Raw genomic sequence first — 21,773 nt, forward strand, 5'->3', positions numbered from 1 at the left:
TACTCCTGCTTCGGCTGTCGGATTCGCACTCCCGTCGCGCCCCGCGGTGAGCAATTCCGTGACGATGTCGTTCCGCGCTGCGTTTTCCACATTGCGGAAACTGTTTTCTACTATCTGGAAGCAATGTAAGTGGGTAGCTGAGGAGCGTCAAGAGGCGAAGACGGTCAACGGGCGGACAACCGGGCACCACGTGGAGGACGATGGGAGCGCTGTCCCGATGCGAGGTCGTCCAGGAGTGGGCCATGTCCGAGAGCGTGTCGGTGCGCTGCCCGGCCTGCCGGCGCGAGCATCTCTACGAGGCACCCGCCTATCCGTGCGCGTGCGGGGCGCCCGTCGCCCCGGAGCTCGATCCGCACGGGACCGCGACGGCCGTCGCCCACCGGGCCTGGGACGACGAATGGATCGGCGTGCTCTGCGCGGCGTGCGGCCGGGAGAGCCATTGGCCCCGTCCGGAGGTGGGGTGCCCCTGCGGGACGACGGTGCGGGTGCCGGTGGCGCAGGCGGGAGCCGACACGGGGGCGACGCGGCGGGAGGTGCCGCCCACGGCCCGCCGGGCCTTCCAGCCCGTCACGATCCGCACCGCCCGTGACGCGGTCACCGCCGCCGCCGTCTATCTGCGGTGGCTCGGCTACCGGGACATCCGCCGCGCCGACCAGCGGCCCACGTCCGGGGTCGGCATCGCCGCCCAGGGGCTCCTCGCGCAGGTCGATCCGACGGTCACTCCGGCTTCGCTGCGGGACGTGGAGTGCCTGTGGCTGACCGCCATGTCCGAGTCCACGGCCTGCGTCTACTTCTCTCTCGCCGGGTACGCCCCCGCCGCCCGCGTCCGCGCCGACGGCCTGGGCGCCCCCCTGTTCGTCCTCGACCTGACGGGGACGCCCCAGCCGGTCAACAGCCTCGCCGACGAACTGGACGCGACGGGCGCCCGGTAATCCGCTCGCGTCCGGCGCCGACGACGACGGACACTCGGCCCATGCGCATCCGACCCGCGACGTCCGACGACCTCCCCGTCCTCCAGGACATCGAACGCGCCGCAGGAGCCGCCTTCCGCGACCTCGGCATGGCGGCGATCGCCGACGACGAGCCGCCCGCCCTGGACGTCCTGGAGCACTACCGCAGCGCGGGCCGCGCCTGGGTCGCCTGCGGCGCGGGGGACGCCCCGGTCGGCTATCTGATCTGCGAGCCCGTCGACGGCTCCCTGCACATCGAGCAGGTCTCGGTTCACCCTGACGCGGCTCGCAGGGGCATCGGCCGGGCCCTGCTCGCCTACGCCGCCCGTATCGCCCGCGAGGATGGCCTGTCCGGTCTCACCCTGACCACCTTCACCGAGGTCCCGTGGAACGCGCCGTACTACGAACGCCTCGGCTTCCGCGTCCTGGACGAGGCCGAGCTCACCCCAGGGCTGCGGAAGATCCGTGCCCATGAGGCGGAACTCGGCCTCGAGCGGTGGTCGCGCGTGTGCATGCGCCGGACCTAACCGGGCGCGAACCTCTCGCGCAGCTCCACCTTGCGCACCTTCCCGGACACGGTCATCGGAAAGGCGTCGAGGATCTGCAACCGGCTCGGAACCTTGTAGTGCGCCAGTTGGCCGTCGCAGAAGTCCCGCAGCTCCTCCAGGGTCAGCGGGGCGGCCGGGTCGCGCGGGATGACGCAGGCCAGTACCTCCTCGCCGTACCGTTCATGGGGCACTCCGACGACCTGGACGTCGGCGATCTTGGGGTGGCCGTAGAGGAACTCCTCGATCTCGCGCGGATAGATGTTCTCGCCGCCCCTGATGATCATGTCCTTGATGCGGCCGACGATCTCGACGTAGCCGTTCTCGCGCATCGTCGCGAGGTCACCGGTGTGCATCCAGCGGCCCGCGTCGACGGTCTCGGCGGTCTTCTCGGGCTCGTTCCAGTAGCCGAGCATCACGCTGTAGCCGCGGGTGCACAGCTCGCCCGCCGTGCCGCGCGGCTGGGTCACACCGGTCGCCGGGTCGACGATCTTCACCTCGATGTGCGGCAGGACGCGGCCGACCGTGGACGTGCGGTGTTCGAGGTCGTCGTCCCGCCGCGTCTGCAGGGACACCGGGGACGTCTCGGTCATGCCGTAGCAGATGGAGACCTCCTCCATGTGCATCTCGGCGACGACCCGCTTCATCACCTCCACCGGGCAGGGCGAGCCCGCCATGATGCCGGTGCGCAGGGAGGAGAGGTCGTACGACGCGAAGTCGGGGAGGTTCAGCTCCGCGATGAACATGGTCGGGACGCCGTACAGGGACGTGCAGCGCTCCTGCTGGACGGCCTCCAGCGTGGCCTTCGGGTCGAAGGACGCGGCCGGGATCACCATGCAGGCGCCGTGCGACGTGGCCGCCAGGTTGCCCATGACCATGCCGAAGCAGTGGTAGAAGGGCACCGGGATGCAGACCCGGTCCTGCTCCGTGTACGCGATCAGCTCCCCCACGAAGTAGCCGTTGTTGAGGATGTTGTGGTGGGAGAGGGTGGCCCCCTTGGGGAAGCCCGTCGTGCCCGACGTGTACTGGATGTTGATCGGGTCGTCGCAGGACAGCTCCTCGAACGGGGCGGGCGTGGCCCGCGCGATCAGCGCCTCCCAGCTCGGGTCCCCGATGTAGACGGTCTCCCGCAGCTGCGGGCACTTTCCGCGCACCTGCTCGACCATCGCCCGGTAGTCGCTCGTCTTGTGACTCAGGGAGGCGAAGAGGAGCGAGATGCCCGCCTGGTTGAGGACGTACTCGACCTCGTGGGTGCGGTAGGCGGGGTTGATGTTCACCATGATCGCGCCGATGCGGGCCGTGGCGTACTGGACCAGAATCCATTCGGGGCAGTTGATCGCCCAGATGCCCACCCGGTCGCCCTTGGCGATACCGCTCGCAAGCAGCGCGTACGCCAACTCGTCGACGTCGGCGGCGAACCGGGCGTACGTCCAGCGCCGTCCGGACTCCACGTCGACCAGCGCCTCCCGGTCGGGCCATGCGGCGACGGCCCGGTCCAGGTTGGCCCCGATCGTGTCCCCCAGCAGGACGGTGTGGCTCGTCCCGTGGGTGTAGGACAGCTCTGAGCTCACCGGAAGTCCTCCTCGCGGTACTCGGCGTCCGAACCGGCTGCCGTGGCCTCGCGCAGCTCGATGCGGCGGATCTTGCCGGAGACGGTTTTGGGCAGGGGCGCGAACTCCAGGCGGCGGATGCGCTTGTACGGCGCCAGCACCTCCCGTGAGTGCTCGAAGAGCACCTTGGCCGTTTCGGAGCCGGGCTCCCAGCCCTCCGCCAGGACGACGTACGCCTTCGGCACCGCGAGCCGCAGCTCGTCCGGCGCGGGCACGACGGCCGCCTCGGCCACCGCCTCGTGCTCCAGCAGGGCGCTCTCCAGCTCGAACGGGGAGATCTTGTAGTCGGACGCCTTGAAGACGTCGTCCGCGCGGCCGACGTAGGTGATGTAGCCGTCGGCGTCCCGGGAGCCGATGTCGCCGGTGCGGTAGTAGCCGCCGGCCATCGCCTCCGAGGTGCGGTCCGCGTCGCCGTGGTAGCCGGTCATCACGCCGACGGGGCGGGCGGACAGGTCGAGGGCGATCTCGCCCTCGTCGGCGCCGGGCGCGCCGGAGACCGGGTCGAGGAGTTCCACGCGGAAGCCGGGGCTGGGGCGGCCCATGGAACCGGTCTTCAGGGGCTGGCCGGGGCTGTTGGAGACCTGGACCGCGGTCTCGGTCTGCCCGAACCCGTCCCGGATGGTCACGCCCCATGCCTCGCGGACCCGCTCGATGACCTCGGGGTTGAGCGGCTCACCAGCGGCGACGACCTCGCGCGGGCGGCTGCGCAGGACGCTCAGGTCGGCCTGGATGAGCATGCGCCAGACGGTCGGCGGGGCGCAGAAGGTGGTGACGCCGGCGCGGTCCATCTCGGCCATCAGGCGGGCCGGGTCGAAGCGTGTGTAGTTGTGGATGAAGACGGTCGCCTCCGCGTTCCACGGCGCGAAGAGGTTGGACCAGGCGTGCTTGGCCCAGCCGGGCGAGGAGATGTTCAGGTGCACGTCGCCGGGCTCGAGGCCGATCCAGTACATGGTGGCCAGGTGCCCGATCGGATACGAGGTGTGGGTGTGCTCGACCAGCTTGGGGCGGGCGGTGGTGCCGGAGGTGAAGTAGAGCATCAGCGGATCGTCGGCCGCCGTCGGCCCGTCGGGGGTGAAGTCGGCGGAGAAGGCGTACGCGTCCTCGTACGTCTGCCAGCCCTCGCGTGCGCCGCCGACGCTGATGCGCGTGTAGCGGCCGGGCACCTCGTCGAACTTGCCGGTGTCCTCGGCCCGCACGAGCACATGCCGCACACGTCCGCGCTCCACCCGGTCGCGCAGGTCGGCGGGGCCGAGCAGCGGCGTGGCCGGGATGACGACGGCGCGCAGCTTCATGGCGGCGAGGGCGGTCTCCCACAGCTCGGCCTGATTGCCGAGCATCACCAGGACGCGGTCCTCGGCACGGACGCCGCGCGCCCGCAGCCATCCCGCGACGCGGTCGGAGCGCTCGGCCATCTCGGCGAAGGACAGGCGGACCTCACTGCCGTCCTCCTCGACGATGTGCAGCGCGGTGCGGTCGTTCCCGTCCGCGATGACGTCGAACCAGTCGAGCGCCCAGTTGAACCGCTCGGGCCGGGGCCAGGTGAAGCCCTCGTAGGCGGTCGTGTAGTCCTCGCGGTGCTCGAGCAGGAAGTCCCGCGCTCTGCGGAACTCCTCCGTCCCCGTCGTCATCTGTCCTCCTGGTTACCGGAACCTTGCCGGGCGGCCCTCTGCCATCGTGTAATCCGTGACGTGGGTCTCACTACCCCCGAACGGGGGTGTGCGCTCGGGAAAGCCGCAGGAAAGGGCGAGCAGGTGGCAGTGGACGCGGCCGCATCGGTGGAGATAAGGGGCGCGCTGCTGCGCCTGCGACGCTCGACAGGGCTGCCGGTCGCCTTCGGCGGCCTGGTGGAGCCCGGGCGTGCGCGCGTGCGCATCAGCGAACTGAACGGCACCGCCACCGGGTCCCTGAGCAGGCTCGCGGTGACCGCCGGCAACGGCCTGGGCGGCAAGGCGGTGGCCCTCGCCCGCCCGTGCGCGGTCACGGACTACTCCGCCTCACGGCAGATCACCCACGAGTACGACGCCGCCGTAGCCGTGGAGGGACTGCGTTCGGTGCTGGCGGTCCCGGTCGTCGTACGACGCCGGGTGCGTGGTGTCCTGTACGGCGCTCTGCGTACGGCCCAGCCCCTGGGCGACCGCACGCTGACGGCGGCGGTGGAGGCTGCACGGGACGTCGAGCAGGCGCTGGTGGTGCGCGACGAGGTGCGGGGGCTGCTGAAGGCGGCGCGGGTGGAGACGCCGCCGGTGGAGACGCCGCCGTCGGACCGGGGCGCCGACTGGGAGCGGGTCCGCGATGCCCACGCGGCGCTGCGGGCTCTGGCCCCGCGCATCGGCGACGCCGCCCTGCGCGCGGAACTGCTGGACGCCTGCGGCCTGCTGGCGGAGGGCCCGGCGCACCCGCCGAGCGGCGTGCGGCTGGCCCCGCGCGAGTTGGACGTGCTGGCGTGCGTGGCCGCCGGCTCGACGAACGCGGTGGCCGGCGAGCGGCTGGGACTGCGGGTGGAGACGGTCAGGAGCTATCTGCGGTCGGCCATGCGGAAGCTGGGCACCCACACACGCGGGGAGGCGGTGGTCGCGGCACGCCGGGCGGGGTTGCTGCCGTAGGCCCGCGGGCTGCCTGTCGTGGGCCCGCGGTTGCCTGACATGGGCCGCGAGTTGCCCTTCGTGGGCCGGCCCACCCCGACGACCCTCCATTCATTCATCCACGCTTTGAATTTCCCTATGCCCGTCGCTGTTATTTGCCTCACCATGTCGTCGGTCCGAAATTCAAAGACCTGTTGCCTAATATTGGCCCGGACACGACACACGGAGGGGAGCGGTGACCGTGCCACGGGACTTCAAGGAGCCTGCCGGCTGCCGCCCCGACCAGGTCATCGGCAGGGAGGAACTGTTCACGGCGGCGCGTGAGCAGCTCGCGCGGGGCGGCAGCGTGCTGCTTCACGGACCTGCCGGAATTGGGAAGTCGACGGTCCTGAGGGCTTTGGCCGGGGAATACGGCGGCGCGGCACGCACCGTGTTGCGCTGCTCGCCCACGGAGTCGGAATCCCATCTTCCCTTCCTCGCCCTGGCCGACCTCCTGGGCCTGGTCCTGGACGAGGTGTCCGAGCGGCTGCCCGCCGCGCAGCGCACCGCCCTGGAGTCGGCCCTCACCGGCCGCGGCGAGTCCACCCTCCAGCGGGACGGCCTCGCGCTGCGCCTGGCCGTGCTGTCCGCCCTGCGCGCCCTCGCCGACACCGGGCCCGTCCTCGTCGTCGCCGACGACCTCCAGTGGCTCGACCCGGCCAGCGCCGAACTCCTCGGTTTCGCAGCCCGGCGCCTCGGCGACACCCCGGTGCGAATGCTGTGCGCGGTGCGGACCGAGGGTGAGGAGTACGACCGCCACCTACGCGCGTCTCCGCCGGACACCCTTGCCGTCCGGCTGGGCCCGCTCTCCCGGGCCCAGCTGTCCGCCCTGCTGGACCACCGCGGTTATACCGGCCTGCCCCGCTCCACCGTCCGCGACATCCACCGCACCAGCGGCGGCAACGCCCTGTTCGCCCTCGAACTGGGCCGCGCCCTGGCCGAGAACCCCACGCCGCCGCGCCCCGGCGAGCCCCTGCCGGTGCCCACCTCGCTGCGCGCCCTGGTGCTGAACCGCCTGGAGATGCTGTCGGAGGAAGCCCGCCGCACCCTGCTCGTGGCGAGCGCCGGCGCCCGCCCCACGCTGGCGCTGCTGCACGCGGCCGGCCGTGACAACGCCGAGGCCGAGACCGCCCAGGCCGCCGAACTAGGGCTGCTGGCCACCGAACCCGAGGGTCCCGCCGTACGGTTCGCGCACCCGATGATCTCCGCCGCGCTGTACGCGGAGGCGCCCGCGCAGGACCGCCGGGCCGCGCACGCCGCGCTGTCCACGGCCGCGTCCGACCCCATCGAGCGTGCGCGGCACCTTGCCCTGGCGACCCATGGCACCGACCCGGAGGTCGCCGCCCGGCTCGCCGAGGCCGCCGCCCTGGCCCGGGACCGCGGAGCGCCCTCGGTGGCCGCGCAGTTGGGGCTGCTCGCCGCCCGGCACACCCCGGCGGACGGCGCACCGAGCCCGGAACTGATGCGCCTGGCCGCCGCCGAGGACGCGATCACCGCCGGGGAACTCGACCTCGCCCGGGACATCGCCCGAGAGGTGCTCAGCCGCACGACCGTGCCCGAGGACCGCGTGCGGGCCTGGATCATCGTGATCGACACGGCGGGCCACGCCATGACGGAGGTCGACGCGATCTTCCCGCAGGCCCTGGCCGACGCCGGCGACGACCCGCGGCTGCTCGCCCTGGTCCACTACCAGCTCACCTGGCGCGCCCTGCTCGTGGAGGGCGACTTCGACGAGGCCCGCGGCGAGGCGGCGTACGCGGCGGAGCTGGCCGCACGGGCCGGCGACCGGTACACCGAGCTGATGGCGCTCGCCTTCCAGGCCCAGATCGAGACCCTCATGGGCAACCCGGACGCCCCCGCCACCATCAGGCGGGCGCTCGAGGAGCCCCAGGACCCGAGGGTGGCGTGCCATCACAACGGCGCCGGCTACTCCCGCTTCCGCTGGCTGATCATGAGCGACCAACTGGCCGAGGCGCGGGCCACCGTCACCGCCCTGCTGCGGGAGGTGCGGCGGCGCGGTTCGGTCGAGAGCGAGGTGCACTTCCTGCGCGGGGTGGCCGAGACCGAACTGCACTCCGGGCACTGCTCACGCGCCCTCGACCTGGCCCGCGAGAGCCTGCGCATGGCCCGGGACACCGGGATCGGCGAGGTGGCCTCCGCCGTGCTGACCTCGCTCGCGGAGGCCGCGGGCGGGGAGGTGGACCGGGCGCTGGAGCTGGCGCGCGAAGCGGTGGCGCACGCCGAGGAGGACGGCGACCAGATGTACGTGTCGCGTGCCCTGGCCGCCCTGGGGCACGCCCAGTTGGTGGCCGGGGACGTGGCGGCGGCGGTGCGGTCGCTGCGCCGGGTGCGGGAGGTGGAGCAGGGCCTCGGCATCACCGACCCGGCGCGCGGCCGGTGGCACGGCGACCTGGCCGAGGCCCTGGTGCGCAGCGGTGAGATCGCGGAGGCGCAGGACGTCATCGACGGCACGCGCGAGGTCGCCTTGCGGCTGGACCGCGAGAGCGTACTGGCCGTACTGGACCGGGCCGAGGCGCTGATCCGCGCGGTGCGGGGCGAACACGACGCCGCCACGGCCCAGTTGACGTCGGCCCAGGACCGGCTGGGCAAGCTGGGCTACAGCCTGGAGGAGGCCCGGGCCGCCTTCGCCCTGGCCCAGCTGCGCTCCGACACCACCGGCCCGACGTCGTACGACGAGGCGGCCCGGCTGTTTCGCCGGTGCCGGGCCCTGCCCTGGCTGCGGCAGGTCGAGGTGGCCGCAGCAGCGCGGCCCGCGGAGGCGGCCCCTGCCCCCGCCGCCGCCCCGGACGGGCTCGACGGCCTGGACGGGCTCGCTTCGATGGAGCGTCAGGTCGCCGCGCTCGTCATGGAGGGCGCCACCAACCGCGAGATCGCCGCGCGCCTTTTCATCAGCGTCAAAACGGTCGAAGCGACGCTCACCCGCGTCTATCGCAAGCTGGGGATCCGATCGCGGGTCGACATCGTCAGACTGGCGGCGGGGCGCCGCAAGACCTGAGGTCGGGGCGCCGTACTACGTGAGATCCGGGCGCCGTACGAGGTGAGTTCACCCGTCTTTGTCGGTCCGCGTGGGTTTATCGAGGCGGACCGAGGGTTTTCCCTGCCCAACTCCCTTAGGGGGTTCCCTCATTGGGAAGGGAAACTGCCGGGACCTACCTTGAGTTCGTGCCGCTCGCTCGGGCACACGGGGGCCGGTCCCTCGACTCCCGTGCACACCCCCCACACCCGCGCGACCCCCCACCGGCAACACCCAATGAGGAGTCTCATGTTCGGGCTCACCCGTGCCAGAAAGACCGCCGCCGTCGCGGCGACCGCTGCCGCCGCCGCGGCCGCACTGCTCAGCGCCCCCACCGCTGAGGCGGCGTCCTCCCGCATCGTGGGCGGTACGACGACCACGACGACCTCGTACCCCTTCATGATGCAGATCACCGACGCCTCGCAGAACCAGTTCTGCGGCGGCACGCTCGTCTCCGCGACCAAGGTGGTCACCGCGGCCCACTGCATGGTCGGCGAGAGCAACAGCAGCGTCCGCGTCGTCGGCGGGCGCACCTATCTCAACGGCACGAACGGCACCGTCAGCCAGGTCAGCGACATCTGGATCCACCCGGACTACTCGGACGTCACCGAGGGCAACGACGTGGCCGTGCTGACCCTGTCCACGTCGATGCCGTACACGCCGGCCTCGTACGTCGACTCCTCGGACACCGGCGTGTACGCGACCGGCGCCACCGCCCGCATCATCGGCTGGGGCACCACCTCCTCGGGCGGCAGCTCCTCCAACCAGCTGCGCACGGCGACCGTGCCGATCGTGTCCAACTCCAGCTGCGCGAGCTCCTACGGCTCGGACTTCATCTCGTCCGACATGGTCTGCGCCGGATACACCTCCGGCGGCGTCGACACCTGCCAGGGCGACAGCGGCGGTCCCCTGCTCATCGGGGGCGTCCTGGCAGGCATCACTTCCTGGGGCGAGGGCTGTGCCCAAGCCAAGTACCCGGGCATCTACACCCGGCTGACCACGTTCTCGGACGAGGTCACCGAACAGGTCTCCTGAGCACACCTCAGGTGAAAGACCAGGGGGCGTTGCGGGCCTCCACGAGCGGCCCGCAACGCTCCCTATCCATGTCCGCCTCCACCTCTGGGGCCCTCTCCACATCCATGTCCACGGTCCTGTCGCGTTGTCAGTGGTGCCTGTTTGAATGGGCTCCGGATGGGGGTGGTGGGCATGGTGTCCACAGATCGTGTGCTGGCCTTCGCGGCGATGTCGCTGCTGGTGATCGTGATTCCGGGGCCGAGTGTCCTGTTCGTCATCGGCCGCGCCCTGGCGCACGGCCGCCGCACCGCCGTGGCGACCGCGCTGGGCAATGTATTCGGCTCGTACCTGCTGGTGGTCGCCGTCGCGGTGGGCATCGGCTCGCTGGTCGAGCGGTCCGTGACGATCTATCTGACGGTGAAGCTGGTCGGCGCTGCCTATCTGGTCTACCTGGGCGTGCAGGCGTTCCGGCACCGAGGCGAGCTGACGGCCTCGGCGATACGGACGCGGCAGCCGACGGAACCGGCGCGAGGTGACCTCCGTACGGTCCTCGACGGCGCCCTCGTCGGCGTCACCAACCCCAAGGGCGTGGTGTTCTTCGCCGCTGTGCTCCCCCAGTTCGTGGACCACTCGGCAGGCCATGTCCCGCTGCAGATGCTCCTGCTGGGCCTGGTCCCGATCACCATCGGCCTGGTCACGGACACGCTGTGGGGCCTGACCGCGTCGGCGGCCCGCAGCTGGTTCGCCCGCTCCGACCGCCGGCTGTCCCTGATAGGCGGGGCCGGCGGGTGCACGATGATCGGGCTCGGGGTGACGGTTGCGGTGACGGGACGGGCGGAGTGACACCCGCACGGCGCCGGCATGGTGCCGACTAGGGGATCACGGTCCCGAAGCGGATGTCGTACGACGCGTCCGGGTGCATCACCTTCAGCATGCGCTCCCCTTCCTCCGTCACCTCCGCACGCTGAGCCTTGGTCAGCTCGGTGAACTCCTCGATGACGAGCTCGTCGCCGAGGATCCGCCACACGCCCACGAGGAAGCCGTCGACGAGGAGCGGGCAGTAGACCGTGTTCACCTGCCAGGTACGGCCACGGTTCGCGGGCGGGATCACACGGGTGCGGTCGGCATGGGAGAGGAGGAGATTGTCGAACTCGGGCAGGAAGCGGGGCGGGGCCGGGGTGTCCGGATCGGGGCGCGGGGCCTCGGGGAGGTCGAAGAGCTCGACGCCGTTCTCGTCGCGGAAGGCGAGCAGGTCGGGGCGGAGCCGTTCGAAGGCGTCGCGCATCCGGGTCAGGCCGCACCAGGTCTGCATGTCCTTCACGGAGGCGGGCCCGAAGGCGGCCAGATAGCGCAGCACCGTCGCATCGGGTGAGGCTGCGGGCTCAGCGGGACGGTCCAGCCAGTTCTCCGCGGTGGTGAGAGTGACCTGGCCACTGCGGCCCCACAGTCCGCGCGGGGTGACCTGGACGAGGGGGAGCTTGCAGCGGGCGGCGACGGCCAGGGACTGCGGGTCGGCGTCCGGCCACTCGACGATCAGGGCTTCGCGCAGCTGCTTCATGGTGCGGGGCTCGGTTTCGACGAGGTCGCGGGCGAGCGCCGCGAGCCGGTCCAGATCGACGCCGACGAGGCCCTTGCGGAAGTAGTTGATCTCGCGGTCCCTGGCGGGCTGGACCAGCGGTCGCAGGGTGAGACTGTCGTCGGCGGTGTGCAGGTGGATCGTCGAGCGCATGGTGACGATCCGCACGGCGGCACGGTCGTCCAGCAGGCCGGACAGTTCACCGGGCGTGAAGCCGTCGAGGCGGGCGGCGAGCGCGTAGTAGGGCGGCTTGACCTCCTGGGCCTGGAGGCCGACCAGATGCTCCACGGCCGCCAGGGCCGACAGCGGCGAGCGACGCAGCAGCAGCTGCCGGTCGAGGGTCGCGCGGTTGAGGGCGCGGGTACTGAGCACGGGGCCGGCCGCGGCCGTCGTCTTCTTGGTGCTGCGCTTCGTCATGCTCCGCACGCTAGCGACGCTTGCGGACACCTTCGGTCCGCAACTCTCACGGAATCCCGGATCGCCTCACCCCTCCCACGCCATTCACCCCGTATATCCTGCATCGGAGATCACCGAGTCGTCGTCCAGACCGGGAGGCAGCCGCGATGTCCGAGCGACGCGCACGCCCCGCCTCGAAGAACCCCGTGAAGTCCGCCTGGCGCCGAGCCGTCACTCCCCCGCCGCAACCGGAGCCACCGGAGCCGGCGCCCGCGGCGGGCACCACGGCCTCCGACTCCTCCGAGGTGGCGAGCGTCGTGCAGGCGGTGCTCTACCGGGACGGTGTGCGGGTGTCCGCTCCCGCCACGCTCGCCGAGACCTACCGCGAGCTGCGCGACCAGCCCTCCGGCATGGCCTGGATCGGCCTGGCTCGCCCCACGGAGGCCGAACTGCTCTCCCTGGCCGCCGAGTTCGACCTGCATCCGCTCGCCGTCGAGGACGCCTTGGAGGCGCACCAGCGCCCCAAGCTGGAACGCTACGGCGAGACGCTCTTCGTGGTCCTTCGTGCGGCCCGCTACCTGGACGCACCCGAGGAGGTCGACTTCGGCGAACTGCATGTCTTCGTCGGCCCCGACTTCGTGATCACGGTCCGCCATGGCGCGGCCCCCGACCTCTCCGCGGTGCGCCACCGCATGGAGGAGACCCCTGAGCTGCTCAAACTCGGTCCGGAGGCGGTGCTCTACGCGATCCTGGACGCGGTGGTCGACGGCTACGAGCCGGTGGTGGTAGGCGTTCAGAACGACATCGACGAGATCGAGACCGAAGTCTTCCGGGGCGACCCCGAGGTCTCCCGCAGGATCTACGAACTCTCCCGCGAAATGGTCGAGTTCCAGCGCGCCACCCGCCCACTGGTCGGCATGCTGCACGGCCTGATGGCCGGCTTCTCCAAATACGGCACGGACGAGGAACTCCAGCGCTACCTGCGCGACGTGGCCGACCACGTCACCCACACCAGCGAGCGCGTCGACGGCTTCCGCCAGGCCCTCACCGAGATCCTCACCGTGAACACGACGCTGGTCACACAGCAGCAGAACGCGGAGATGCGGGCGTTGGCGGAGGCGGGGTTCGAGCAGAACGAGGAGATCAAGAAGATCTCGTCGTGGGCGGCCATTTTGTTTGCTCCGACGCTGGTCGGGACGATCTATGGGATGAACTTCAAGCACATGCCGGAGTTGCACTGGGTGCTCGGATACCCCTTCGCTATCGCCCTAATGGGGATTGTTTGTACCAGTTTGTACGTCATCTTCAAGCGGCGGGACTGGCTCTGAGTAATCACCGTGGAGGACTGCCGTCCGGGGCTTGTGCCGCTCCGATCGCAGGCGTGGAAGACGCGGTTGAGGCCGCTGGGGAGAATCTGGGGAGAATGAGCCGCGCTCCGTTCGGGGCGATCTCCTACGATCGTGGCCGTTGGCATGTGAGAGCCTCGCTGCTGCGATGGCCCCTGGGAGCGCCGACGATCACGGAGCGTGATTGCCTTCGGGGCTGAAAACGCCGAACGGATGGGCACAGCGAGGTGCTGTGCCCATCCGTTTCGTGGGTTGTGGAGGGCGTCCCTCTACGCGGCCGTGGCGACGGCGCCAGTCTGGCCGAGCAAGGCGTCGATGGCCCCTCGCCCCTTCCCGCCAGCCTCGGGCATGAAGTGAGCGTAGTAGTCCAGGGTGATGGTCGGGCTGGAATGGCCGAGCCAGCGGGCCAGGGTGACGACGGACTCACCCGCTTCGAGGATGACCGAGGCGTACGTGTGTCGGAGCACGTGGAAGCCGTCCTTGCGAGATGCCTTCCACCGCTCGTCCTTCTTCCGCATGGGGATGACACCGGCGGCGGCCAGGGCCGGCTTCCACACCTCGACGTTGAAGATGTTCGCGCGAATGGCGTTGCCGTACGTCGTGGTGATATCGAGCGGGACCTTCTTCGTCTCCAGGTCGGGGTCAGGGCCGCCCCACGGCAGCTCGACCTCGACTGCGGGGTATTCCATGAAGTACTGGGCCAGGGCCGCTGCGACCGACGGAGGCATGTCGACGACGCGCGTCTTGCCGCCCTTCGGCAGGGTGAAGTACAAGCGACCGTGGAGGAGTTGCACCTGCCGGCGGATGCGCAGAACTCCGCGCGCGAAGTCGACGTCCTCCGGGGACAGACCGAACACTTCGCCCTGCCGCAGTCCGCAGCCCAGCGCGACGACCACCGCAATGCGGTAGCGCGCGTTAATCGCATCCCGCACGCGCTGCGCGGTCTCCAGCGGCCAGGCTTCCCGCTGGTCCTCCGGCACCTTCGGCCAGCGCACGGATTTGGCTCGCATTGGGTTGCGTGCCAGCCGCTTGTCGTCGATAGCGGTCTCGAAGATGTTCGAGAGCGAGGTGAGGATCTGCCGGGCGTAACGCGGCGAGCACTCCTTCTCCAGTGCAGCGATGTAGCCGCGCAGCACCGCCGGACTGATGTCCCGCAGGGCGATGGTGCCCAGCTGAGGCCGGATGTGGAGACGGACGCGTTCGTCGATGCGCTTGATCGTGCCGGGCGCTCCGCGAACTCCCGTCTGCCAGAAGCGTGTCACGTAGTCGTCCAGCGTGATGGAGCCGTCGCGGGGGTCGACGAACTCGCCTCGTTCACTGTCGGTGCCGGCCCTGCGCAGCCACGCCTTGGCGTCTTCGAGCTTGTCGAACGACTTGTCCCGGACACCTGGGATACCTGCAACGCGGTACCGGGAGCCCTTGCCGTAGCGGGCGGTGCGTTCCCGTTTGCCGGTGGCGGGGTCCTTCTTCTTCTTGATCCAGCGGTCTTCTATGTAGCCGGCCAAATACTTCCTTCAATGGCAGCGGGCATGGGGCGAAAGCGGGAGCAACAGGGAGTCAGGCGCTCGCGGCGTAATCCGAGCGGCTCTGTGGTGCCGCGCCCAACGGACTCAGGGTCGTGTTGGAGCGCGAGTCGGCTTGCTCCTGCTCGTGAATCCACGCGTCCAGGGCCTCAAGCCGGTACGTGACTCGGCCACGCGGTCCCATCCGGAAACTGGGCGGACCGTTTCGGCGATGCCGCCAGACATAGAGAGTATGCGGCGAGAGACCGAGGTACTCGGCGGCTTGTTTAACGCTCAGAAACGCCTGGCGCACTGCGGGGGGCGGTGTCCGGGACTGGAGTGGAGTTCGGGCGTTGAGCAGAAGGCGGATTTGCTTCATCGGCGGAATGCTGGACTTGCGCGGCATTGATGTGGCTGCCTTGTCCAGGCGCCGGAACACCTTTTGTGCGCGGCGCCTTGGTCGCACTGGCCGACAGCGGCGAACTGGAGGTGCTCGACGACCTCGACGGCCCGCAGCACGCCACGGTCTACCGGCTGCCGCGCGCCGCTGCGTGGCTGGCCAAGATGGCGGCGGCGCGGAAGGACGACCCCGAGGCGTACGTCGAGTCCCTGGTCGAGGCCGATCCGGTGCCCGAGCTGGAGGTCGAGCAGCTGCGCATGCACGGCCTCTGGCCCAAGACCGGTTCGGAATCCGACGCCCACCGCCAGAATCTGACCGGGTCAGAATCTGCACCCCCTCGTCAGAACCTGACCCCTCCCCGGGTCAGATTCCGACCCCTGCCCGGGTCTGATTCTGACCCCCAGAACCGTAGTGAACCGAAGGTGAACCGTAGGTACAGCAGCAGTGGTGCTGCCGACCTCACCTCCGCCGCGGACTGGCAGGTCGACGACGCGAGCCTGTCCTGGGCCCAGCAGCAGGGCCATCTCGACCGCCTCGGCGAGCACCGCCTGCAGGCCGCCGACACGAAGTGGCGCCAACACCGTGGCACCTGGAGCGCTCGCCCCGCCTCGACCTGGGCTGACGACTGGCGATCCTGGATCGCCCGCGAGCGGAGCCCCACACCCCAGCGTCCGAACCTCCACGCCCTCCCCCGCGGCGACCCCGCGCCGCAGGCGGGCATGACCCGCGCCGACGCACACATGGCAGCCCTGCTCGCCGCCCTCGAAGAACCGACCGAAACGGAGTAACTGCCCTTGGATCGCCGTGAAGTTGCCGCCATCCTCGCCTACATCGACCGCCTCGACCCCCGCACCATCCGCACGGACGCGGGCGAGGCCCGTGACCAAATCGCCCAGTGGTACGAGCTGCTGCGCGACGTGCCCCTGACCACTGGTCACGGCTGGGATGCCCGCGAGGCGATACGGGCACATGTGCTCGCCTCCCCGTACCCGATCCTGACTGTGGACGTCGCCCGCACGTGGCGTGGCTACTGCCGCGACCGCCTGGACAGGCACACCGACCCCACCCCGTCCGCCGACCCGGACGACCCAGGTGCGTGGCGTGCCGAACTCCTCGCCACCCGGCACGCGGTCGCAGCAGGTATGGCTGAGCCCTCGACACACCGGCAGATCACCGCTGGTGGCCCGCATCCCGCCGTGGAGGCCCGCCTCGCCGCCATCGGGTCGTGCATCCCAGCGGCCGTCCGCGTCGAGCTCGCCCCCTACCGGCCGGCCCGAGCCGCACGTGAAGCCGCCGTCGCCGCAGGACAACCCGACGCCCTCAGCGTCCCCTGCCGGTGGTGCCACGCCGCCCAGGGAGAGCCCTGCCGCATTCGCCGTGTCGGCCTCGACGGTCGTGCCCGGGGCAACGCGCCCCGCGCGACGCCTCACCCGACCCGCTTGGACCTCGCCGCAGCTGAGCTCGCCTCCGCGTAACCCACCCCGGCTTTTCCCGCTACTGCAGTTCCCCCTGACCCGACGCGTCCCTCCTCTGCTCCCTGGGCCGCTACGAGGGCGTGCATCGCCACTGTCGTACTGGCCTCAGTGGCCTTCCTGCTCGCCCTCGACCTCGTGTATCAACTCTCCGCCACGACGTACACCTCCGCGCCGCTGCCCTACGTGTTCCTCGGCGTGCTCGACGGGTTCATCGCCCTGACGATCGCCGCCATAGTCCGGCTGCGCTCGGCTGGTCCCTACACCGAGAAGTACGCGTGGAACGTCGCAGGCGCCGCGATGGCTGCCCGCGCCGTCACGGTCGCGGTACTCGACTCCCTCGCCGATCGGCAGGCCCCGGGTGGCGGCTGGACTCTGGCTGACATCACCGTCCTGGCCATGTCGGCCGTCGCGCCCCTCCTCCCCTTGGGCGCCGTCCACCTCTACGTCCTGGCCTGCGAACGCGCCACAACCATGGCCCCGCGTCGGGGAACGAACTCATGCCAGGAACGGGATCGGGGCGGTGACGCCTGACAGTGCCCTGGCCTACCTGGGAGACCGCTCCCCTAATACTCACCGCCCTGGCCCTCGTCGCCACCGGGGCACTGGCCACATATCTGGCCCTGCGCGGCCGGAACGGCAGCAGCGGCCGTTGGCAAGAGCAGCGAGGAGCATTCGCGCTCCGGTTCGCCGCCGTCGCCGCGACCGTGTGCACCATCTACAGCGCTGACACCAGCTGGCGGTTCGCCGCCCACCACCTCGGCATGTACGGCACGGCGGAGCGGATCGTGATGTTCGCCGCCGGCGAGCTCGCACTGCTCTCCACCGCCCTAATGGCGAGGGCGAACCTCCACAGCGACAAGCGGGCACCCGGTATGCCCGGGGTCATAGTCTGGGCCATCACAGCCGTTCAGATCCTCCCGGCGTACGCCGAATCGGGTCTGCTCGGCGGCACGGTGAGGGCCGTCCTCGGTCCGGTCCTGGCCGCCGTACTGTGGCACCTCGCCTTGGGCATCGAGCTGCGCCAGCGTATTGCCAAGGCCGCCTCCGACAGCCTGGCCGCCCGCATCGGGCGCGAGGTCCGCGAGCGCCTCCTGTCTCGTCTCGGCATCGCCGACCGCAGCCGCGGCGCCCAGGAGATCGCCCGCGAACGCGCCTGTACCAAGGCCGCCGCTCTGGCCGCGCGCCTGCACGCGAAACCCACGGCATACCGCACGACCCGGCGAGGTCAGCTCGCCATGCGCCGCCTGTCCGATGCGCTGGACCGGGCCCAGGTGGCCACCGATCCGCAACAGCGCGAGCGCCTCCTGGCCCGGTTCGCGGCCCGCCGGAATGCCGCGGAACTGCTCGATGCCGACCTGGCTTTCTCCTGGGAGCCGGGCACCCGCCGACATGCCGCAACTGTGCCATCGGGGGTGCCGACTTCCGGTGACTCCACTTCCGGTATTGCTCTGCGTCCCCATGACCGCCCGCACCCCGCGCGCGAGCGGGTACCGGAAGTCCCCACACCCAAGCGCCGGCGGAAGAGGGACACACCGCAAACGAAGCGGGAACCCCCAGAGGAGCCGGAGCCACCTCACCCTGTTCCGGAACGCGGCACGCCGAACCCCCGGCCTCGCCGTACAGGTCGCCCACCCGACACCTCCATCGACGAGCTGATCACCATCGCCCGCGAACTCGAAGCCCGCACCGGATCCGCACCCCACACGGCCATGCGCACCGAGCTCGACAAGCTCGACCGCAAAGCCTCCAACAAACGGATCACGCAGGCACTCGACGCCCTGGAGGCCGAGCGCAATCGCGGCGCACCAGACCTCGGCGACACCAACGGCGGGTAACGGCACGGGCACCAACGCCCAGTGGGCGTACCGGAATCAATTCGGGTACGCCCACTCGCCCTCAGCCAACCAGCCGAAAGTGACCGTCAGCCCGAACGGCTATGGCGTCACCTGCGCCGGCATGGAACAAGCCCTCCGCGCAGTAGGCCACCCCTCCAGGTCATGAGCGGCGAACCCCACGACTCGCCCGACGGAGCACGGCACTCCCTCGACCATCCTCTGAAACGGAGACCCGGTGCACGAACCGCACCACGAAGACCCCGCCATCCACGGGACTGCACTGACGAGTACCCCTGCCCCAGGCGGAGCAAGCAATGGCGATGGACCGTCCATGGGCCGGTACATCGCTAACCCCTCCGCCCCGGGGGCGGCGGAGGGGGAGCTCCAGCACGAGGGCGTGCCGGAGCAGGAGGGGGTGGGCGAAGACGTCATCGCCGAGCAGCAGCCCGCTGTTGTGCGCGCTGCCGACGAAGCCGCGCTCTACCGTGTCGCCCGTCGCCGCGAAGCCAGCGGCGACGGGCAGCGCAAGGAGCGTGTTGATGCCCGCTACAGCGTCGATGAGAAAGCGAGGATCCTCGCTAAGGCCAGAGCGTTGGAGATCACTGGCGCGCACCTGGTCGGGGCGGCCGTCGTGGCCTTCGTCAACGGCGAGGCGCACCTGCCCGACCAGCGCACGGTCTACGACGACGTGATCGATGAGTTCGCCGCCCTGCGCACCCAGATCGCCCGTATCGGTACGAACGTCAACCAGATCGCCCGCCGCCTCAACTCCAGCGGCGATCCGCATCCTGTCGACGCCGCCGTTCTGGAGCGGGCCGAACGCGTCCTGGCTACCGCCCGGGACGCGGTGAGGGCTGTGGACGAGGCTGCCTTCCGGGCCGCCGGGCAGAAGGCGGACCGGGCATGATCGCGAACATCGTCAAGCCAGGCAGCAAGACCCGGGGCGTGCTGATCTACCTCTTCGGGCCGGGCACGGCGACCGTGCACATCGACCAGCACATCGTTGCCTCCTGGGACGGTTTCGCCCCGGACCCGGGCCCCGAAGACAGCCCTGGCCACAGGGAGCGGATGGACCAGCTCGCCAAGGCCCTCGACCTGCGGGTCAAGCAGGCCGGCGGCCAGGCCCCGGAGGGACACGTGTGGCACTGCTCGCTGCGTGCCGCGCCAGAGGACCGCACCCTGACCGACACCGAGTGGGCCACCATCGCCCGCCGTGTCCTGCACGCCACCGGCATCGCCCCGGACGGTGATCCGGACGGCTGCCGCTGGATCGCCGTGCGCCACGCGGACGACCACATCCACATCGTCGCCACCAAGATGCGCGGGGACCTGCGCCCGCCGCGCAACTGGAACGACTACCACCGCGCCATGACAGAACTCACCCGGATCGAGACCGACTTCGGACTCCATCAGGTCAACCGCGACAAAGACACCTGGCCCGCCGCCAAGCGCCCGACCCGGGCGGAGAACGAGAAGGCCGCCCGCAACGGACGCGACCGGGCCGTGCGCGAGCAGCTGCGCGTCATGGTGCGCACCACGCTCTCGCACGCCCACAGCGTGGAGGAGTTCCTCAACCTGCTCGCCGATGCGGGCCTGCAGGTCGAAACCCGCACCCTGCCCTCCGGCGACCTCAAGGGCTACAAGGTCGCCCTGCCCGACGACACCAACACCGACTTCGAGCCCATCTGGTACTCCGGCTCCAGTCTCGCCACCGATCTATCCCTGCCAAAGATCCAAGAACGCCTCGCCGCCACCGAACCCGCCGCCCCACAGCCAACAGGCCGACCTCGGCCGAACCCGTGGCACCAGGCCACCGCCACAATCGCTCGCATCCCTCACCACCTCGCCCACGACAACCCGGCCGCTGTCTCGGCGCATCTGGTGGCGTTCGGGGAGATCCTCTACGCCCTTCCCGCCCTTGCCCCCGCCCGCCTCCGCTCCGAGCTGCGCCAAGCGGCCTTCGCGTTCGAGTACGCGGTCAACACCCGCGCCCGTGTGAACCATCAGCATGCCCGCGCAATGCGCGGCGCCCTGAAGACCATGGGCTCGCACCCCGCCGACGACGGCCTCGTGGCCATGCTCGTGGACGCCGCCATCCTCACGGTCATCGCCTTGCGCCGCAGAAGCGCCCTGCTCCACCACGACCAGCAGGTAGCCGCAGCCCAGCAGACCCTGCACCACCTCCAAGCCGCGTACGGGCAAGCCGCACCGGCCCCGCTGTGACGGCTCGCCGAACGAAAGCCGCCGGCCGACGTCACGCGCCAATACGCCGAACACCTGCGCAAGGCCGTGCCCGCCTACGCCGAACAGGTCCTCGACGAGACCGCCTGGGACGCACTGGCGGCCGTGCTCGCGGACGCCGAACGCGCGGGCCACGACCCCGCCACTTTGCTCCAACAAGCAGCCGGGCAACGCCCGCTGGACGATGCCTGCTCGGCGGCGGAAGTCCTCACCTGGCGCGTCCAGCGCCTCGGTGAACGCCACGCATCCAGCCCCCGCGCTCGGGCCGCGCAAGCCCGCAGCGCCACTGCCCGCGCCCGATCCGCCCCGAAGGACGCTGAGCAGACCCATCCTGCGGTCACACCGCTGACGTCCCGTCCGCACCGGTCACGGTGATCACCCGGCCAGACAAGCAGAGTCTTCTGCATTGACTAGTGGAGACCCTGACACGTCGATCGGAGGAACCGGTTCCAGGTCGGCAAACGACTGACGGGCCCGACCACGCCTGGTCGGGCCCGTCAGTTGTCGTCGCTCAACGGCTTCCGGCGGCTGAGGCCCCCGCTGCGGGAAGGACCCAACTCCGTTGTCAGTGACTGCTGTCAGGCTTAGCACCATTCGCCGCAGGCCGTCGTCAGGAGGAAAGCATGAGCAACGCCGATCTTGGCCCGCTGGTCATCACGCGCCGCAGCGGCAGCGAGCCGATACGGGCCAACGGCGAAGCAGTAGGCAGACTCGGCGAGTTCTGGAGCTGGGCCTGCTCCGACCTGGCCAACAACACTATGCGGGGTGTCCTGGCCGAGTATCTCGTGGCCACGGCCCTGGGCGCGGCCGCAGGTACCCGCACCGAATGGGACACCGTCGACATCCGCACGCCCGAAGGGTGGCGCGTCGAGGTGAAGTCGACGGCCTACCTCCAGTCGTGGGCGCAGTCCGGGGCGTCGAACGTCCAGTTCGGCATCGTGCCGGCTGCCGGCTGGGACGCGAGGACTGGCACCACCTCGGCTGAAGTACTGCGCCGCTCGGACGTGTACGTCTTCTGCCTGCTGCATCACCAGGACAAACAGACCCTCGATCCCCTGGACCTCGACCAGTGGACCTTCTACGTCCTGCCCACCCGGGTCCTGGACGAGCGATGTCCTGGCCAGAAGAGCATCAGGCCATCCAGTCTCAAGCGCCTCAACCCGCTGGAGAGCGACTTCACTGGCCTGCAGAAGGCAGTCGCCGCGTGCGCCGAAGGCACTCTGTAGTT

General features: G+C 70.5%; 18 protein-coding genes and 1 pseudogene. 14 read left to right on the forward strand and 5 right to left on the reverse strand.

The genetic code is table 11. From position 1 onward, the window contains the following. Positions 1-242: 242 nt before the first annotated feature. Both ACFY5C_RS04915 and ACFY5C_RS04920 read left to right on the forward strand, forming a co-directional pair. Positions 243-932, forward strand: a complete 690-nt coding sequence (locus ACFY5C_RS04915; RefSeq protein WP_389440413.1) for a hypothetical protein — start codon at positions 243-245, stop codon at positions 930-932. Positions 933-973: 41 nt separating this feature from the next. Then, positions 974-1,477 carry a GNAT family N-acetyltransferase gene (locus tag ACFY5C_RS04920; RefSeq protein WP_389440415.1) on the forward strand — a complete coding sequence of 168 codons (504 nt, stop codon included), beginning with the start codon at positions 974-976 and terminating at the stop codon, positions 1,475-1,477. Here ACFY5C_RS04920 and ACFY5C_RS04925 read toward each other — a convergent pair. Further along, positions 1,474-3,066: an AMP-binding protein gene (locus tag ACFY5C_RS04925; RefSeq protein ID WP_389440418.1), complete on the reverse strand. Its 1,593-nt coding sequence runs from the start codon at positions 3,064-3,066 to the stop codon at positions 1,474-1,476. The two genes, ACFY5C_RS04920 and ACFY5C_RS04925, sit on opposite strands and share 4 nt — an antisense overlap. Beyond that, a complete protein-coding gene (locus ACFY5C_RS04930; RefSeq protein ID WP_389440421.1) occupies positions 3,063-4,733 on the reverse strand; it encodes an AMP-binding protein in 1,671 nt (556 codons plus the stop codon). Before ACFY5C_RS04930 ends, ACFY5C_RS04925 begins: the two co-directional genes overlap by 4 nt. Positions 4,734-4,862: 129 nt before the next feature. Between ACFY5C_RS04930 and ACFY5C_RS04935 the strand changes: the two genes are divergently transcribed. The 4 genes from ACFY5C_RS04935 to ACFY5C_RS04950 all read left to right on the forward strand — a co-directional run bounded on the left by ACFY5C_RS04935 (position 4,863) and on the right by ACFY5C_RS04950 (position 10,617). Beyond that, the gene (locus ACFY5C_RS04935; RefSeq protein WP_389440724.1) at positions 4,863-5,708 is read left to right on the forward strand and encodes a response regulator transcription factor; all 846 of its coding nucleotides are present in this window, start codon (positions 4,863-4,865) and stop codon (positions 5,706-5,708) included. 214 nt (positions 5,709-5,922) lie between these two features. Further along, positions 5,923-8,742 (forward strand): AAA family ATPase, encoded by a 2,820-nt coding sequence (locus ACFY5C_RS04940; protein WP_389440424.1) that lies wholly within the window; start codon positions 5,923-5,925, stop codon positions 8,740-8,742. A gap of 267 nt (positions 8,743-9,009) precedes the next feature. Next, complete coding sequence (locus ACFY5C_RS04945) at positions 9,010-9,795, forward strand: S1 family peptidase (protein WP_389440426.1); 786 nt, start codon at positions 9,010-9,012, stop codon at positions 9,793-9,795. A 171-nt stretch (positions 9,796-9,966) separates the two neighbouring features. Next, entirely contained in the window at positions 9,967-10,617 is a 651-nt protein-coding gene (locus tag ACFY5C_RS04950) for a LysE family translocator (protein WP_389440428.1), read from the forward strand. Between the two features lie 28 nt (positions 10,618-10,645). On the opposite strand, the gene ACFY5C_RS04955 is transcribed toward ACFY5C_RS04950, so the two are convergent. Next, positions 10,646-11,767: a winged helix DNA-binding domain-containing protein gene (locus ACFY5C_RS04955; RefSeq protein ID WP_389440430.1), complete on the reverse strand. Its 1,122-nt coding sequence runs from the start codon at positions 11,765-11,767 to the stop codon at positions 10,646-10,648. A gap of 146 nt (positions 11,768-11,913) precedes the next feature. Between ACFY5C_RS04955 and ACFY5C_RS04960 the strand changes: the two genes are divergently transcribed. Beyond that, positions 11,914-13,074, forward strand: a complete 1,161-nt coding sequence (locus ACFY5C_RS04960) for a magnesium and cobalt transport protein CorA (protein WP_389440433.1) — start codon at positions 11,914-11,916, stop codon at positions 13,072-13,074. A 287-nt stretch (positions 13,075-13,361) separates the two neighbouring features. Here ACFY5C_RS04960 and ACFY5C_RS04965 read toward each other — a convergent pair whose 3' ends face one another. Both ACFY5C_RS04965 and ACFY5C_RS04970 read right to left on the reverse strand, forming a co-directional pair. Next, positions 13,362-14,597, reverse strand: a complete 1,236-nt coding sequence (locus ACFY5C_RS04965; RefSeq protein WP_389440435.1) for a tyrosine-type recombinase/integrase — start codon at positions 14,595-14,597, stop codon at positions 13,362-13,364. A gap of 52 nt (positions 14,598-14,649) precedes the next feature. Further along, positions 14,650-15,000, reverse strand: a complete 351-nt coding sequence (locus tag ACFY5C_RS04970) for a helix-turn-helix transcriptional regulator (protein ID WP_389440438.1) — start codon at positions 14,998-15,000, stop codon at positions 14,650-14,652. 38 nt (positions 15,001-15,038) lie between these two features. On the opposite strand from ACFY5C_RS04970, the gene ACFY5C_RS04975 reads away from it, so the two are divergent. From ACFY5C_RS04975 to ACFY5C_RS05005, 7 genes and pseudogenes are all read left to right on the forward strand, one after another. After that, positions 15,039-15,782: a helix-turn-helix domain-containing protein gene (locus tag ACFY5C_RS04975; protein ID WP_389440440.1), complete on the forward strand. Its 744-nt coding sequence runs from the start codon at positions 15,039-15,041 to the stop codon at positions 15,780-15,782. A 6-nt stretch (positions 15,783-15,788) separates the two neighbouring features. Next, positions 15,789-16,469, forward strand: coding sequence for a hypothetical protein (locus ACFY5C_RS04980; protein ID WP_389440442.1), 681 nt, complete (start codon positions 15,789-15,791; stop codon positions 16,467-16,469). 108 nt (positions 16,470-16,577) lie between these two features. Continuing rightward, a complete protein-coding gene (locus tag ACFY5C_RS04985) occupies positions 16,578-17,000 on the forward strand; it encodes a hypothetical protein (RefSeq protein ID WP_389440444.1) in 423 nt (140 codons plus the stop codon). 2 nt (positions 17,001-17,002) lie between these two features. Beyond that, entirely contained in the window at positions 17,003-18,304 is a 1,302-nt protein-coding gene (locus ACFY5C_RS04990) for a hypothetical protein (RefSeq protein WP_389440447.1), read from the forward strand. A gap of 235 nt (positions 18,305-18,539) precedes the next feature. Continuing rightward, positions 18,540-19,211, forward strand: coding sequence for a MobC family plasmid mobilization relaxosome protein (locus tag ACFY5C_RS04995; RefSeq protein ID WP_389440450.1), 672 nt, complete (start codon positions 18,540-18,542; stop codon positions 19,209-19,211). Continuing rightward, a pseudogene (locus tag ACFY5C_RS05000) lies at positions 19,208-20,920 on the forward strand (relaxase/mobilization nuclease domain-containing protein). Before ACFY5C_RS04995 ends, ACFY5C_RS05000 begins: the two are co-directional and overlap by 4 nt. 248 nt (positions 20,921-21,168) lie before the next feature. Then, positions 21,169-21,771 (forward strand): hypothetical protein, encoded by a 603-nt coding sequence (locus ACFY5C_RS05005; RefSeq protein ID WP_389440452.1) that lies wholly within the window; start codon positions 21,169-21,171, stop codon positions 21,769-21,771. The last annotated feature ends 2 nt before the right edge of the window (positions 21,772-21,773 follow it).

The organism is Streptomyces sp. NPDC012935, assembly GCF_042900345.1.
Taxonomy (GTDB): Bacteria; Actinomycetota; Actinomycetes; order Streptomycetales; family Streptomycetaceae; genus Streptomyces.